Annotated in this window: 16 protein-coding genes and 1 tRNA gene; 7 read left to right on the top strand and 10 right to left on the bottom strand. The window is 53.7% G+C overall.

All coding sequences use genetic code 11. From position 1 onward, the window contains the following. Positions 1 to 619 (top strand): DNA-methyltransferase (locus H586_RS20470; RefSeq protein WP_034619192.1); only part of this gene is annotated, 619 nt, incomplete at its 5' end. 72 nt (positions 620 to 691) lie between these two features. On the opposite strand, the gene H586_RS0111100 is transcribed toward H586_RS20470, so the two are convergent. Beyond that, positions 692 to 768: transfer RNA gene (locus H586_RS0111100), tRNA-Arg, on the bottom strand. A gap of 133 nt (positions 769 to 901) precedes the next feature. On the opposite strand from H586_RS0111100, the gene gluQRS reads away from it, so the two are divergent. After that, positions 902 to 1,891, top strand: coding sequence for a tRNA glutamyl-Q(34) synthetase GluQRS (gene gluQRS, locus H586_RS0111095; protein WP_027182060.1), 990 nt, complete (start codon positions 902 to 904; stop codon positions 1,889 to 1,891). Between the two features lie 68 nt (positions 1,892 to 1,959). Further along, positions 1,960 to 2,352 (top strand): hypothetical protein, encoded by a 393-nt coding sequence (locus tag H586_RS0111090; protein ID WP_011367909.1) that lies wholly within the window; start codon positions 1,960 to 1,962, stop codon positions 2,350 to 2,352. Positions 2,353 to 2,412: 60 nt separating this feature from the next. Here H586_RS0111090 and H586_RS0111085 read toward each other — a convergent pair whose 3' ends face one another. From H586_RS0111085 to H586_RS0111050, 8 genes are all read right to left on the bottom strand, one after another. Further along, positions 2,413 to 2,988: a TetR/AcrR family transcriptional regulator gene (locus H586_RS0111085; RefSeq protein WP_027182059.1), complete on the bottom strand. Its 576-nt coding sequence runs from the start codon at positions 2,986 to 2,988 to the stop codon at positions 2,413 to 2,415. A gap of 399 nt (positions 2,989 to 3,387) precedes the next feature. Continuing rightward, the gene (locus H586_RS0111080; RefSeq protein ID WP_027182058.1) at positions 3,388 to 4,200 is read right to left on the bottom strand and encodes a lysophospholipid acyltransferase family protein; all 813 of its coding nucleotides are present in this window, start codon (positions 4,198 to 4,200) and stop codon (positions 3,388 to 3,390) included. Positions 4,201 to 4,232: 32 nt separating this feature from the next. Beyond that, positions 4,233 to 4,778 (bottom strand): BON domain-containing protein, encoded by a 546-nt coding sequence (locus H586_RS0111075; RefSeq protein WP_011367906.1) that lies wholly within the window; start codon positions 4,776 to 4,778, stop codon positions 4,233 to 4,235. An 18-nt stretch (positions 4,779 to 4,796) separates the two neighbouring features. Further along, complete coding sequence (locus H586_RS0111070) at positions 4,797 to 5,447, bottom strand: glycosyltransferase family protein (RefSeq protein ID WP_011367905.1); 651 nt, start codon at positions 5,445 to 5,447, stop codon at positions 4,797 to 4,799. 4 nt (positions 5,448 to 5,451) lie between these two features. Continuing rightward, positions 5,452 to 6,678, bottom strand: a complete 1,227-nt coding sequence (locus tag H586_RS0111065; RefSeq protein WP_034619189.1) for a replication-associated recombination protein A — start codon at positions 6,676 to 6,678, stop codon at positions 5,452 to 5,454. 23 nt (positions 6,679 to 6,701) lie between these two features. After that, positions 6,702 to 7,418, bottom strand: coding sequence for a 16S rRNA (uracil(1498)-N(3))-methyltransferase (locus tag H586_RS0111060; RefSeq protein WP_027182056.1), 717 nt, complete (start codon positions 7,416 to 7,418; stop codon positions 6,702 to 6,704). Positions 7,419 to 7,483: 65 nt separating this feature from the next. Beyond that, on the bottom strand, positions 7,484 to 8,566 hold the full coding sequence (gene gcvT / locus H586_RS0111055) for a glycine cleavage system aminomethyltransferase GcvT (RefSeq protein WP_027182055.1): 1,083 nt from the start codon (positions 8,564 to 8,566) through the stop codon (positions 7,484 to 7,486). Positions 8,567 to 8,628: 62 nt separating this feature from the next. Then, the gene (locus tag H586_RS0111050; protein WP_027182054.1) at positions 8,629 to 10,341 is read right to left on the bottom strand and encodes a hypothetical protein; all 1,713 of its coding nucleotides are present in this window, start codon (positions 10,339 to 10,341) and stop codon (positions 8,629 to 8,631) included. Between the two features lie 315 nt (positions 10,342 to 10,656). On the opposite strand from H586_RS0111050, the gene H586_RS0111045 reads away from it, so the two are divergent. Genes H586_RS0111045 through H586_RS0111035 form a run of 3 tightly spaced genes read left to right on the top strand, consistent with a single transcriptional unit; the run spans position 10,657 to position 13,576 of the window. Further along, positions 10,657 to 11,694, top strand: coding sequence for a GAF domain-containing protein (locus H586_RS0111045; protein WP_027182053.1), 1,038 nt, complete (start codon positions 10,657 to 10,659; stop codon positions 11,692 to 11,694). After that, entirely contained in the window at positions 11,694 to 12,716 is a 1,023-nt protein-coding gene (mreB, locus tag H586_RS0111040; RefSeq protein ID WP_011367899.1) for a rod shape-determining protein, read from the top strand. Before H586_RS0111045 ends, mreB begins: the two co-directional genes overlap by 1 nt. A gap of 56 nt (positions 12,717 to 12,772) precedes the next feature. After that, a complete protein-coding gene (locus tag H586_RS0111035; protein WP_027182052.1) occupies positions 12,773 to 13,576 on the top strand; it encodes an inositol monophosphatase family protein in 804 nt (267 codons plus the stop codon). 6 nt (positions 13,577 to 13,582) lie between these two features. Here the strand turns inward: H586_RS0111035 and H586_RS0111030 are convergent, their stop codons facing one another. After that, entirely contained in the window at positions 13,583 to 14,137 is a 555-nt protein-coding gene (locus H586_RS0111030; RefSeq protein ID WP_011367897.1) for an NUDIX hydrolase, read from the bottom strand. A gap of 20 nt (positions 14,138 to 14,157) precedes the next feature. On the opposite strand from H586_RS0111030, the gene rimI reads away from it, so the two are divergent. Beyond that, positions 14,158 to 14,640: a ribosomal protein S18-alanine N-acetyltransferase gene (gene rimI / locus H586_RS0111025; protein WP_027182050.1), complete on the top strand. Its 483-nt coding sequence runs from the start codon at positions 14,158 to 14,160 to the stop codon at positions 14,638 to 14,640. Positions 14,641 to 14,644: the final 4 nt, after the last annotated feature.

Here is a 14,644-nt window from a genome sequence, read left to right as displayed (position 1 = left end):
ATACGCCGGACAACGGCAACAGCCCCCAAGCGTAAAGTATCAAAGTTCAGATGCTCAAAAAAAGCACCACGACTTTCACGGTGACAACCGGGATCAACGCTCGTTTATCACATGGGCAACACTGTGGCTTTCAGAGTGCTACCGTGTTAGCAAGCCCGGTTCTGTACTGATGACATTCACAGATTGGCGGCAACTTCCTGCCATGACTGATGCCCTGCAAGCTGGCGGTTGGCTGTGGCGCAATATTGTTGTGTGGGATAAGCCGACTGCCCGGCCGACCTTAGGCGGCTTCAGGAATCAGTGTGAATATGTGCTGGTAGGCGTTAAGGGCAAGTTTCAGCCGTGCCACCGCCAGTGCCTTCCCGGCGTGTTTAAGCATTCCATTGTTAGTCACCAGCGGAAACAGCACATGACAGAAAAACCCCTTCCTCTACTGGTAGACCTGCTGGCCATTAGCCCTGAAGGCGGAGTAGTGCTTGACCCATTCATGGGTTCCGGCTCGACAGGGGCAGCGGCCCTATCTACAGGCCGCAAGTTTATCGGCGTTGAGATGGATAACGGGTATTATGAGGTAGCGTGTAGGCGGGTTTTTGGTGGTGAAAAAGAAAGCTTTTGCTAGCGACTGTTAGCTATAGGTTAGCAAAAAGAAAGGGGTTAGCACTTTTTGTAAGTGTTAACCCCTTGTTTTTAATGGTGCGCTCGACAGGAATCGAACCTGTGGCCTACGGCTTAGGAGGCCGTCGCTCTATCCGACTGAGCTACGAGCGCCGGAGATGTTGGGGGATATATGACGAAAGGCGACTTGTCAAGTTTGCTGAAATACCGGCAAGAGCGTAAGCAGGTTCTGCTTCAGGCGAGCGGTTGCTTTAATTGTTAACACAGAGATGTAAAAGAGGCTGTTATGGGCGTTCGGGGACGGCTGGCTCCCAGTCCGACAGGGTATCTTCATATAGGAAACGCATGGGCCTTTCTGATCGCATGGCTTGCCGTGCGGGCTGAGGGGGGAAGTCTTGTTCTGCGCATGGAAGATATCGACCCTGACCGGTCGCGCAGGGAATTTGAGCTTGGAATTGTAGAGGACCTTAAGTGGCTGGGCCTTGACTGGGACGAGGGCCCCGACAGCGGTGGGGCCTTTGGCCCCTACAGGCAGAGTGACAGGCTGGGGTATTACGGTCAGGTGCTTGATGAATTTATCCGCAGCGGTAAAGTGTATCCGTGTTACTGCACCCGTAAGGAACTACGGTCCATGGCGTCTGCTCCGCATCTGGGGGAGCATGTTCCTGTTTATCCGGGAACATGCCGCAACCTTGATGCAGCCGGGCAACGGCACCGTGAAGCTTCCGGGCGGGCACCTGCACAGCGTATGCGCTGTGGGGAGAAGCCGCGGACTTTTGTGGATGCAGTGTACGGCAGGCAGAGGTATGCTCCTGCTGAATGGGGCGGGGATTTTCCTGTCCGCCGGTCTGACGGAGTTTTTGCATATCAGTTTGCCGTTGTGCTGGATGATGCCGCAATGCAGGTCAATCAGGTCGTCCGCGGGCGTGATATTCTGCATTGTACGCCGCGGCAGCTTGTTATTTATGAGGCCATAGGAGCCGAACCGCCGGCATATATTCATGTCCCCCTTGTCCTTGATGCGGAGGGAGAAAGGCTGGCCAAGCGTCACGGTCACTTCGAACTGCGCAGGCTGCGTGAAGCAGGCGTTGCACCGCAGGCGCTTGTCGGTTTTTTAGGGTGGAAAGCCGGTTTGCTGGAAACCTGTGTGCCATGCCGGCCTGAACTGCTTGCGGCCCGCTTTCGGAAAGAGAATCTGCCACATGAGGATATCCGGCTCGATCATGATATCCTTTCGCTGCTTGCCGGTATATCGGAGCAGGGTTCTCTTGCATAGCCTGATGGTTACATGGTAGGCGGGATGTCCGGATATCTGCTCCGGTATTATTGCAAGGAAGGTATGCTATGATTGAAAATGCACAAGCTGTTTTTACTGCTGAAAAAATGGCAGCTCTTTTTCCTGCTGAACGGACCGATGCGTTTTTTGACGCATTGTTCGGCGGAGCGGAAGAGGGAGCTTATACCATCCGGCTGGAGTTTGTTTCCGCCAGTTCCGGCATTCTGGAATTTGCTTTTGTTCTGGAAGAAAAGCCGGGAATGTGTCTTGCCTGCAATCTGACCTATGGTCTGCCTCAGGTTTTTTCACGCCATCCCGTTATCGGTGTTGCCGGAGTTGTGGAACAGATTGCGGCTGCAGCCGGGGTACCTGTACAGGAGTTGCAGTGGGAACTTGGCAGGACGCGGGAAGAATCAAGAGAGCGGCATTGTATTCCCCTTGTTATAACAAGGCGCAAATAGCCGCCGCGTTTTTATGCGTTACAAGAAAAGGGGGTGCTTTGGGCACCCCCTTTTTTATCATCAGGCTTTGATGCTTCTGGAAATGAATTCCAGCACATCATCATAAAGAGAAGGGGGGGCATAAGGAGTGAGAAGTTTTGTACGGATAGAGCCGACAAGGTTGCAGGTGAGAACCGTGGTAGTTTCGTAGGCGGGCAGAGACTTCAGCGAACCGTCCTCAATGCCGCGGCGGACATGATATTCAAGTTCCCGTGGAGCCTGATTGAACTTTTCGTACATTATGTCGCGGTCTGTTTTGGTTTTCATATCGCTGTAAGGTGAGCAGCGTACAAGAACCATGAAGTGCTCGTTTTTGTCGATGGAGAAGTCAAGATACGCGCGACAGAAGTTCATGACGGATTCGTAGCCGTTATTACCCTTGGCACATGCGTCCTGCAGATAGACTATAAATCTGTCCAGCACGTCCAGACCGGCTGCGAGGAACAGCTTTTCTTTGTTGCCGTAGTGGTGTGTCAGTAACCCCAGTGCCACTCCGGCCCGTTCGGAAATTTTTTTGAATGTGGTTTCAGAGTAACCGTACTCCCCGAAGAGTTCCTTCGCTGCCAGCAGCAGCGCGTCTTTTTTTGTCATTGTCATAGCAGTGCCCGTCTTTTTAGGTTGGCAGGGAGGTAAGAACCGCTCCTACGCCCAAGAAGCGCTCTTACTGAACTTCTTCTTCACTCAGGTTGTAATGCTTTATATTACTTGTATTCATCAGTCAATCAGTCATGCTCGCTGACAATGGTTCTCAGAAAAAGAAAAAGGCCTCGTGAGAGGCCTGTGAGGAGCGTTTTCCGGAAACCGGCGCCTGATAATAATTCTGGTTAAGCAGAAAAATTGAGTGAGCACCCGCTTTGTCCTTTAGCGTTGCGGAAGTGCTTCGGGACAGGAAAGCGCTGATTGTTTATTCAACCAAGTTGGTAGATAAAGAGGTAACGCCCGCCTGTCGGCTTGTCAAGGCTTATGACAAAAACTTCACAAGAAAAAAGTGTTCAATCACTCAATGATTTTCTGAGTGTCTTCAGGCTGGGTGCGCCACCGGGTCAGCGCGTCCTCTATAAAGTCGCATACCTGAGCATGTTCGTTCTTTCCTGTTCCGTGGACGGTTATGGGGTCGCCGAACCGGAATCTGGCCGGAATGGAAGGGCGAATACTTCCGAAATCTTTGCACAGCCTTCCTATGCCCCAGGCCCGGGTATCCAGAGCCACGGGCACCACGGGCACTCCCGCCCGTTTTGCCAGCTTTATGCCTATGGAATTGAAAAGTGTGCGGTCCAGTGTGTAGCTTCTGGTGCTTTGCGGGAAAACGATAATTGAAAGTCCCTGAGCCAGCCTCTGTTCTCCGCCCTCAAGAACTGCTTTCAGATCTTCGCGCGGCGCAGTCCGGGTTACGGTAATGGGGTTGCGGGTCAGCAGTACGTGCTTGAAAAAAGGATACTCAACAAGACTCTGCTTAACGACGAATGTCACGTCTTTGTGAGGCTGGATAATGCAGGGCAGAATGAACGTTTCAAGGGTGCTCATGTGGTTGCCGATGAAAACACAAGGCCCCTGAGCTGCTTTGAAAGCTTTAGTGTTTTCTGTGATGACCGAGCCGCCGGCGCGTTCCAGTGCATGGACTATTCTCAGGCTGCTGCGGACCCATTGCTGGCTGTCATAGCAGTTTTTTTTGCTCAATGCTGCAGCGTGACGCACCGTGAGAGCCATGCGCAGGTAAAAGCTTACATTGGGAAATAACGATGAAAAAACACCGGCCCTGCCTTCCGGTGTCTGATAGTCGTCGGTAAAGTCATGTACATCCGTATTCATGTGTATGCTTCCGGCTGGTATATTTTGCGTAGTTATTTCACACGCAGATAAGAGCGGACACTGCGAACGCCCGGAACACTGCGGGCATGCGCCACTGATCTGGAAATTTCCTGCTGTGTGCCCACAATGCCGAGAAGAACCACATTGCATTGCACGGCTTTCACATCCACGTTGGTAGACCAGATGCGGTCGTCAGCGATCAGCTTGGCATCCACTTTGGCCTGAATTTCAATATTGTCCGTGGTACCGCAGCTGCTGCCGGCTTTTTTGGGCAGCAGGTAATAGGTGACAGAGCGGACTCCATCGGTCTTCCGCGCCAGTTCGATGGCCCGCTGCTTCTGGTAATCGGTTGCATATTCTCCGACAAGATACACATGGCCTTCATAAGATGCCGGGGAAATATCAAGAATTTTTTTGGCATCGTCTTTAAGGTATGCGGCCATGATGTTGGCGGTGATGACTTCATCGTTGTAAATGGTTTTGATGGGGCGTTCATCCACGCTGGCTTTATAAACGGCACAGCCGTTCAGCATGAAGGCGCAATAAGCTACAGCCAGAAACAGCATGATTTTTTTCATTGGTATCTCCATGGTCTGTCAGGAAAGCAGTGCCTGCTGGCGGAAGTTCAGCGCGCCGTCATCAAGCCCTCGTCCTGCGTCGTATATTCCGACAAGTTTTTCCGTGTAGTGAATACTCTTTGTCCGCCTGAAATAACGGAACATGTTGAGATAGTCTGCTTCGTAACCAGTGCCCAGCCAGCCACCGCAGCGCACAGTCACAAGCTCGCGTGAAAGGCAGAGACAGAGCGGGTCGACGTTCCCCTGAAAGAATGGCTCCTTACCTTGCTCGATTACGGGAATCCACGGCTTCGGGTGAGCCCTGCTGATATCGATGCGTGCCACGAGCATCTCTATGTGCGTAAAACATTCGTATACGGCAAATGCCTGTTCTGTCAGAGCATTATCGTCATCTAGAAACAGCACTTTCGTCCCCTTGGAGGCTTTCAGCAGACCGTTTCTTATGGCGTTTCCGTAGTCGTTATCCGCAGGGAAGTCATAATAGCGGATACTTGAAGAGGTATGCACGCGTCTGCCCTTCACCCCGTCAAAGCCAACCAGCACCTCAATCTGTTCATGCGGCAATGCGGCGTTGTCTGCCGCTGCGAAAACACTGTCTATGGCGTGTGCGAGTGCTGCGGGACGGTCGCCGCGGCTGGGTGTGATAACACTGTAACGTATTGCCGGCATAGTGCTATTTTCCTGTACGGCGGGGCCTGCGCAGACGGCGCCACCACGCGGCCATCCTTTGTTCATGGCCGTTTTCTCTGGGGTGGTAAAAAGCCCGCTCCTGCAATCCGTCCGGCAGATATGTCTGTTCCACCCAGCCTTCGGGATAGTTGTGCGGGTACAGATACCCTTTGCCGTAGCCCCAGTCTTTCTGGAGCTTGGAGGAAGGATTGCGCAGATGCATGGGCACAGGTTTGGGACCGTTCAGCCGTATCTCTTTCGAGGCATTGAGGTACGCTGCATATGTGCTGTTGCTTTTGGGTGCCAGAGCCAGATAAACGGCGGTTTCCGCCAGCGGAATAAAGCCTTCGGGCATGCCTACAAATTCAACTGCCTGCTGGCAGGATACAGCCATCGGCAAAGCCTGCGGGTCTGCAAGACCTATGTCTTCCGATGCGGAGAGAATGAGCCGCCGGCAGATAAAACGCGGGTCTTCTCCGCCTTCAAGCAGGCAGGCAAGGTAATAAAGAGCCGCGTCGGGATCACTTCCGCGGATGGACTTGATGAGCGCTGAAGCAATTTCGTAATGGCTGTCGCCGTCTTTGTCATGACGCATGACCAGCTCTGGCAGAGCAGCTTTAACGGCTTCGGGGGTCTGTTTTTCTTCGGGCAGTCCGGCGACATACTCCACCAGATTAAGCAGTGTGCGGGCATCGCCATGGGCCACCGTGGCAAGCATTTCGCACACATCGTCTTTCAGTGCAGCGCCTTGAGCCTCGGCTCCTCTGCGGGCCAGAGTCAGCAGGTCGCTGTGGGCCAGCGGTTTCAGTCGCAGAACATGCATTCGGGAAAGCAGCTGCCGCGTTACGCTGAAAGAAGGATTTTCCGTTGTGGAGGCAAGCAGTGTGACTTCGCCGCTTTCCAGCACGGGAAGGAAAAAGTCCTGTTGCGCCTTGGAAAATCGGTGCAGTTCGTCCAGCACAAGGATGCGGACTCCCGCCAGAGACTTGCGCAGCTGCTGCAGACCGGCTTCCGGCGCGCTGATACGGATGTATTTTTGGCCGGTGTTGCGGGCAAGCAGCAGTGCTATGGTTGATTTGCCACAGCCCGGAGGGCCGAAAAACAACAGACTGGGCAGACGCGAGGCGTTCATAAGCGCCCGCAGCCTGTCACGCAGGTGTGTTTGTCCGACAAAGCCTTCCAGATCGGCCGGCCGGATTTTTTCCGGCAGGGGCTGCTGTGGTTGTGTCAGGTGTAACAGGGGAATGCTCCGGTTTATCGTTGTTTGCTCCAGAAGTGCAGCCCAAGGCAAAGAAGTGCCGCCGTTTCCCAGCGCAGTATTCTGTTGCCCAGACTGGCGGCTGCAAAGCCGCTTTCTTTCAGCAGGCTGACCTCGTCATCTGCGAAGCCGCCTTCGGGGCCTATTACAAACAGAGTGTCACCTGAAGTGCCGAGGGTTTCGCCAGACAGCAACGCTTCTCTGGCTTCTCCTTCCCACAGAATGAATTTACGGTCAAAGCCCTGAGCCAGTTCGACCAGTCCGGTCACCCCAGCGGCCACCGATTTCAGTTCGGGAATCCATGGGTTGACGCATTGCTTTGCACCTGCAACAAGCTGGCTGTGCCAGCTTTCTTTTGTCATGTCAGGCATTTTTGACTGGCTGCGTGCCGCCTGCCACAGCCAGATTCCCGCAGCTTCCAGCTCCACTGCCTTTTCAAAAATCCAGCTGCGCCTTACTGATTTGCCCCAGCCCAGGGCAATATACGCGCGCGAATGCGGTTCGGGGTGCATGACAGTTTCTGCAAGCTCCAGCTGCACACTGTTTTTATCCATACCGCGTATTATGAATAAGCCTTCACGGCCTTTGCCGTCCAGAATCCGGCAGGTGTCTCCTGCACGCATCCGCAGCACCTTTATCATATGGTGTGCTTCGGAGCCTCTAAGAGTGCACTGTCTGTCCCATTCGTCCGGTGAAAGAAAAAACGTTCTCATAAGCTCTATGAAAAAAGGCACGGAAAGCCGTGCCTGTAAAAGGTGGAGCCTTCGGAATTCTGTGGTTACAGCTTGATGCGCGCTGTGCCTTTTTTATAAAAAGGCAGGTCGGCTTTTTCAGCTTCAAGCGCCGTACGGGCTGCCTGCACAAGGAATTTCTGCCTGTCTGCATATTCTGCGTTGATATACGCCAGAGCCACAGCGCTGCCCACAGATGGTGCAAAAGAGCCGCTGGTGACAACGCCCACTTCCCGGCCGTCGGGCAGGGTGACTATATCATTGTGACGGGCGCTGCGCCTTCCGCGGATAATAAGGGGAATGAGCTGCTCTCTGATTTGAGTATCTTTTCCTTTGCCTATGTAAGCCGCTTCTGATTTCAGCATCATGCCGTATCCCGCCTCGGCAGGGGTGTGCGCGGCATCAAGATCCTGACCGTAAAGAGGCAGGCCAACTTCCAGCCGCAGCGTGTCGCGGGCCCCGAGACCGGCGGGCTGCACACGGCTGTCCTGCAGCAGGAGTTCCCAGAGCATCAGGGCTTTTGTCCAGGGCAGATAAAACTCATACCCGAGTTCGCCTGTGTATCCGGTCCGGCTTACAATGACGCAGGCACCGTCCAGTGTCACCTGTTCAAATCCGAAATAGCCCAGTGAGCGGAAATCGCGGGCAAAGCATTTTTCCAGTACATTCAAGGACTCAGGGCCCTGAAGGTCTATTTTTGCCGTGGCGGAGGAAACGTCGTCCAGCACGGCAGTTGCGGGCATGTGGGACTGTATCCACTCGAAATCGCTTTCAGTGCAGGCACCGTTGACCACCAGCATGTACTCGTCGGTGTTCAGGCAGTAGACGATCAGGTCGTCAAGAATGCCACCTTGTTCGTTGAGCAGAAAGCCGTACCGGCACTTGCCCGGTGCAAGGGTGGCCAGATTGTGGGTGACCACCTGTGACAACGCTTCGCGGGCTCCTTCGCCTTTCAGAAGAAATTCGCCCATATGGCAGATATCGAAAATCGATGCGCCATTGCGGGTGTGCTGGTGTTCGGCAATGATGCCGGAATACTGGATGGGCATATCCCAGCCGGCAAAGGGGGCCATTTTAGCGCCGTGTGCGCGGTGCCATGCTGTAAGCGGGGTGGTGTGCAGTTGGGCCAAGGCATTTCTCCTTGCGGTCATTGCGGCTTGCGCCGCAGGAGTGGTGTGAGGTAGGCGGACGGTTATTCCCGGCGCGAGCGGCGTATGGCTCTGAACTCGTCAATGAGCGCCACCAGTTTGCCGTAAAGGCGTTTTATGTCCCGCCCGTATTCCGTCAGTTCTTCGTCACGTTTTTCAATATAATTTCTGACAAGATAACGGTCGTTCAGCATGGATTCGCCGGTGGCGATGACACTGGCTACCAGCTGGTCAAAGTAGCTGACTATTTCAAATTTGAGGTTGCGCAGCAACTCTACGGCCTCTCGCAGCATGGTGCCGTATGAAATACGCTCGCCCTTATATATTCTGTCCTGAATATCTTCAAGGTAGCGTACTTTGCGCGCCTGCTGGATGTAGCTGTATTTGGACCAGACTTCCTGATACAGTTCGTGCATGCTGCCGAACACCTCGTATCTGTCCGGCGAAAGAAGGTAATTGTCCAGAACTTTTACAACATTGGCATAAAATTCATCACTGTAGCCGATGATTCTGCGCTGATGTTTGGAAAGCCATGCGTACAGGAATTTCAGGCGTTTTTCGTCTGTATCGGTGTTCTCGATGATTTCATTGCGCTTGTAGATTATTCTGCCGGAATACTCACCACGCACAATATCGTTCAGGCGCAGGAACATATTGCTGGTATCTTTAATGATATTGAGATGCGTAAGTGTCTGCCCCGTTACCGGATGGATGACCTCCTGCCTTTCAACCGAAAGAGCACGCTCCTGCCGCACGTTGTCGGCATTGAATTTATGCTGGCGGTACGTAACCTTGAGTATGATGACGCGCCGCTTTTCGTCGACAAAGTATCCGCCTTGTGCCAGGTCGGCTATGGCATCGGTCTGTTCTGGTTCCACGGGAACCAGTGCTATTTTGTCCACAGTGGGGTAATGCCGCAGGTTCGAACCGTTTTTGATGGTTGTGATGGTTCTGTCGGTCTGTCCCAGCACCCGTACCATGAAGTGTTCACCAAGCTTGTGCAGACGGCGCGCAAAAAGCGCGCTTGAGGTGCGTCGTTCGGACACAATGGGAAAGCCGTACAGTTCCATTAAAAACTGGTAGACGAAAAGGCGGTTGCGTTCGTACAGCTCGTTGTCACCTACGGCAAATTTGCCGATGTGCAGGCCGAACCGCTTGATTTCCGAATCCAGGTCGGAAGGGAATGAGGCATAGACGCCGGCAAGATGATAAAAGCCGAAACTGTCCTGCGCCATGACCTGCCCCCGGTCCATTTCAAGCAGCAGCGGCATGAGTGCGGGGTAGTACTCCAGCTGTGAAACATCAGTCTTGCCGAAGCGTGAGCGAAACTCATCGTGCAGGGATTTGGGCAGTCTGTTCTGCAGAGTTGTCGTGTTCTGCACAATGATGTTGTTTTCCAGCGGGCATGCCTGTCCTTCGGCTTTGCCGGTCACATCCAGCAGGCTGTGCAGTTTGTCGTACTGGAAAATTTCCTGAAAGTAGTTCATGGGTCTGCCGAAAGCCACCATGCAGAACCCCGGCAGATTTTTATATTCAATGAGATCGCCTTCAAACGAGGGCAGCAGCTCTCTGGAATCGATGAGCGGGTAATCCTGTTGCTCAAAAAAGGGACGCAGAAGGCAATGGCGTATGTGAACTACGTCAAGGAAGTCTCGCAGCTGGTCAAGGGACGTGACGGAAAGCGGCTCGTCAAACGAGACATCGTCCTTCCACGGGAGGCCGCACTCCCTGAATGAATCTTCCCAGCGTGTAAGCATATGTGCAAAGGTGGCGGTATAAATGTGATGAAATACTAAAGCCGCACGTGTGCCGTCAGTCATGTCCGGCTATCTTTTATGTTAGTTTTTTTTCTAAAAATATTCTACAAAAAATTGTTTTTTGAATGATAGTGCCGGTTCCGTGAAGTTTTCACACTGCTGAACGTCTCTTTAAGCGCGTAAGTTTGCAGACCGGCATTGAAAGCCGTCCTGATGTCTTGTAAAGGTAGTTTTGTCCCGACTGTCTCAACGTCCGGTTCGCGCCGGATTTATTCCGGCCCGACTGTCCGGCGGCATGTATCGGTCACTAATTCTATGAGCACTAATTCCTGCTATCAGCATATTCTCGGCATCATCAGCAGCGTTTTTGATGCGTACTCCTCCGTGCTTTTTCTTCCGGAAGGAAGCGGAGAAGCATATTCCGTCGCTGCCAGATTCAGCCTGGGTGACAAGATAAACCCCGCCTGCACCATCATGCCCGGGCAGGGGCTTGTGGGCTGGATACTGCGGAACCAGCAGCCCATGCTGGTGAACAATTTTGATCAGCGGCAGTGTTTCCTTGGCTATTACATGCAGAACGAGGAATCCAAGATCAAGGCGTTCATGGGGTATCCGCTGGGTAAGGGCATGGGAGCGATCTGTCTTGACAGCAAGCGGCAGTACTCTTTTTCCGACAAGGATCAGAAAATTCTTCAGCTGTTCGGAGAACTGATTGTCGACATGAAGGACAGCTCCTGCGCCATTGAAGAAAAAGCGAGTGTTTCATCTTATTACAACGCCCTGCAGCTTCTTTACGAGCTGCGCAAGCGTGTGACCCGCTGGAAGCCTTTTCTCGCGCAGTTTCTGTCCATAGTTGCGGAAACAGCCCGCTTCAGCCACGCGTATTTCTGTGTTCTTGACGAAAAAGCGGGAACATATTTTGTGGAAGGGCAGACCAGACCTTTTGAGAATGCCCATGCAGCAAGCGAGCTGCCGCTGGGTGCCGGTCTTATCGGCTGGGTATTTAAAAACGGCACGCCTGTGATAACGGACAGCAACGCATCCGGGTCTCAGGTGGCGCCGCTGTTTGGCAAAGATGCTGTGACACCTCAGTTTCACAGTGTTATCTGTCTGCCTATGCATGTTCATAAAAGAACGCGGGGCGTACTGTGTCTGGCGCACGAAACGCCTAGAAAAGTTTCAGACGAAGTCAGGATTTTTTCTCAAATGGCCGCCGGGCATCTGGCATTGTTTCTTGAAAATCTGTATCTGAGAAGCCAGCTGCACGATCTGGAAAACGAGCTCGGTCAGCAGCGTGCGGCCGGTTCCGGAGCACGCGAACCTTCTGATACCACCACCTCCGGGGATATATAATGTTTGGAAAACTTTTCGGGTTCCTGGGCAAGGACCTGGCCATGGATCTGGGTACGGCCAACACGCTGCTGTATACCAGAACCGAGGGCATAGTTCTTAACGAGCCTTCTGTGGTTGCCATAGACCAGCAGCGCAACACCGTGCTGGCTGTGGGTAAGGAGGCCAAGGAGTTCCTTGGCAGAACTCCGCAGCGTATCAGGGCCATCCGTCCCATGAAGGACGGAGTCATCGCTGATTTCGAAGTGACCAAGCAGATGATAGCGTATTTCGTCCGCAAGGTTATTTCCGGGATGAGCATGGCCAAGCCCAGAATTGTCATCTGCGTGCCCACGGGGATAACGCAGGTGGAAAAGCGTGCGGTTATCGAATCTGCCCAGCAGGCAGGCGCACGCGATGTCAAGCTGATAGAAGAACCCATGGCGGCGGCCATAGGCGCTGATATGCCCATTAACGAGCCGTTTGGCAGCATGGTTGTTGATATCGGCGGCGGCACCACTGAAGTGGCGGTTATTTCACTTTCCGCCATAGCGTATGCAGAATCAGTGCGCGTCGCCGGCGATGCCATGAACCAGGCTGTGCAGCGGTTTATGCAGGAACGTTTCCAGCTGCTTATCGGCGAGAATATGTCCGAACGGATAAAGATGACCGTGGGCTCGGCCTTTGAACTGCCCGAACCGCTTTCCATGAGTGTATCCGGTAAAGATATGGTTACCGGCACTCCTAAAGCGGTGGAGGTGACTGACTCTGAAATCCGTGAGGCACTGCAGGACCCCGTGAAAGCTATAGTCATGGCCGTCCGCAAGGCTCTTGAAAAAACTCCGCCTGAGCTTGCAGGCGACATTGTGACACACGGTATTCTTCTGGCGGGAGGCGGTGCCCTGCTCAAGGGGCTTGACCGCCTGATCACGGCAGAGACGGGACTGAAGGTCACCATAGATTCCGAGCCTCTTACCACGGTTGTGCGGGGCACGGGCAGAACTCTGGATGATAAGAAATTTTACAGCAGAGTTTATGTTAACTAGCCTTGAATTATAACAAGATGAAGCGGCTGAAAGGCCGCTTTTTTTACGGGGCGCAGATGCAGCAGACAGAAGAATTATGTGCAGCGGCAAAAAATGCGGTGCGTGAGGCGGGCGGCATTATACTGGAACACTGGCATAAGCCCCGCACGATCAGGTTCAAAGGCAGGATCGATCTGGTGACAGCCACTGACCTCGCTGTGGAAGAGTTTCTGCGCAATGCGCTGAAACGCATTCTTCCCGATGCCGTTTTTCTGGGTGAAGAGACTTCTCCCGACGCTTCTCTGGGCAAATGGACATGGATTCTGGATCCGGTGGACGGGACGACAAATTTTGCCCACGGGCTGCCTTTTGTAGCCACGTCACTGGGGCTGTGGCACGACGGAAAGGTTGTGGCGGGCATCGTGAATAACCCTGTGATGGGCGAATGCTTCTGGGCCGTGCGGGGCGCAGGGGCCTGGCGGCAGTGCGGCGGTTCAGATGCCGCTCCTGTGCGGCTGGGGGTTACAACCACCGGTTCTCTGGCTGATGCGCTGGTGGCCACCGGTTTTCCTTATTCGGTGGCGGAAGAAAGCGGGGATGTGCTGGCATGGCTGAAAAACAGCCTTGAACAATGCAGAGGTGTGCGCCGTTATGGTGCCGCTGCGCTTGATCTTGCCTATCTGGCTGCCGGCCATTACGATATTTTTTATGAGCGCGGACTGAAACCGTGGGACACCGCTGCCGGCTGGCTTCTGGTGGAGGAAGCGGGCGGGCGTGTCACTGCTTTTGACGGCCGGAGTGCATATGCGTTTGATCCGCTGGGCATTCTGGCTACCAACGGGGTGCTGCACGGGGCCGCTGCCGGCCTGCTGGCGGTGTAGTGGTGTTTATGCAGACCGTCGGAACAGAAAACCGTTGGTGTACGCCCAGTGAACAGCCGGAGTGAGCATTTCGCCGAAGTGGTTGACAGTGGCATCGAGATCATCCGCACTGATGAACATTCCCTCGGCAACTTCTGCCGGGTTGGGAGAAGGGACGGCTGAAATGCGTCCTGTTGTGAACAGGGTGGTGAACGCATGGCCGGTTTCGGCGCAGGCTGCGACTCTGCAGAGCTCCTTGATGCTGACCGGCTCAACGCCCAGCTCTTCGCGCAGTTCACGTACGGCTGCGTCCATGGCGGCTTCGCCGGCCTGCACATGTCCTGTGGCGGAAAGATCCCATCTGCCGGGGTAGACCGTCTTGGAGGCGGCGCGCTTTTGCAGGTACAGTCTGCCTTGCAGGTCGTAAAGCAGCACAAGGATGATTTTATGGTTAAGCCCTTGCCGATGGACCGATTCTGCTGGCATAACCAGCAGAGGGCGTCCCAGAGCGTCCACTACTTCTACAAGGTGCATGGTGCCGGCGTCTGGTGAATTGCCGGTTTTTTTTTCTGTTTTTCGCATGTTGTATCACGCAGGGATTTATGGCTGCCGGTTGTGTTTTTTATCGTCTTTCGGCTGAAGACAGTGCCGAAATTGTAGCTCTGGAAAAAATGTGCTTTGCCACGCCGTGGACAAAAGAGCAGTTTGAGCTGGCTTTTACGCAGAATGTGTTTGCCGTGTTCGGCCTGAGGCTGTCGGAGACGCTGGTGGCATATATTGCTATCTATCATGCCGCGGGTGAGCTGGAAATTCTGAACATAGCGACTCACCCGGCCCACCGCCGCAACGGCTATGCTTGTAAGCTGCTGTCAATGATGTTGCAAGTGGCTGCAAGGATGGGCATAGAAAAAGCAATCCTGGAAGTGCGGCGGAGTAATCTGTCTGCCATTCGGCTTTATGAGCGGCTGGGGTTTGAACCGGCGGGAGTGCGTAAAGGGTATTATCAGGATACCGGCGAAGATGCTCTGGTTTACACGCGGCAGGTTCCGCCGCACAACGCGGAAAAACAAAGTCCGGAACTTTAGGAGA

The sequence above is a fragment of the Oleidesulfovibrio alaskensis DSM 16109 genome (assembly GCF_000482745.1).
Taxonomy (GTDB): Bacteria; Desulfobacterota; Desulfovibrionia; order Desulfovibrionales; family Desulfovibrionaceae; genus Oleidesulfovibrio; species Oleidesulfovibrio alaskensis.
This window is presented reverse-complemented; position numbering and strand designations above follow the sequence as displayed.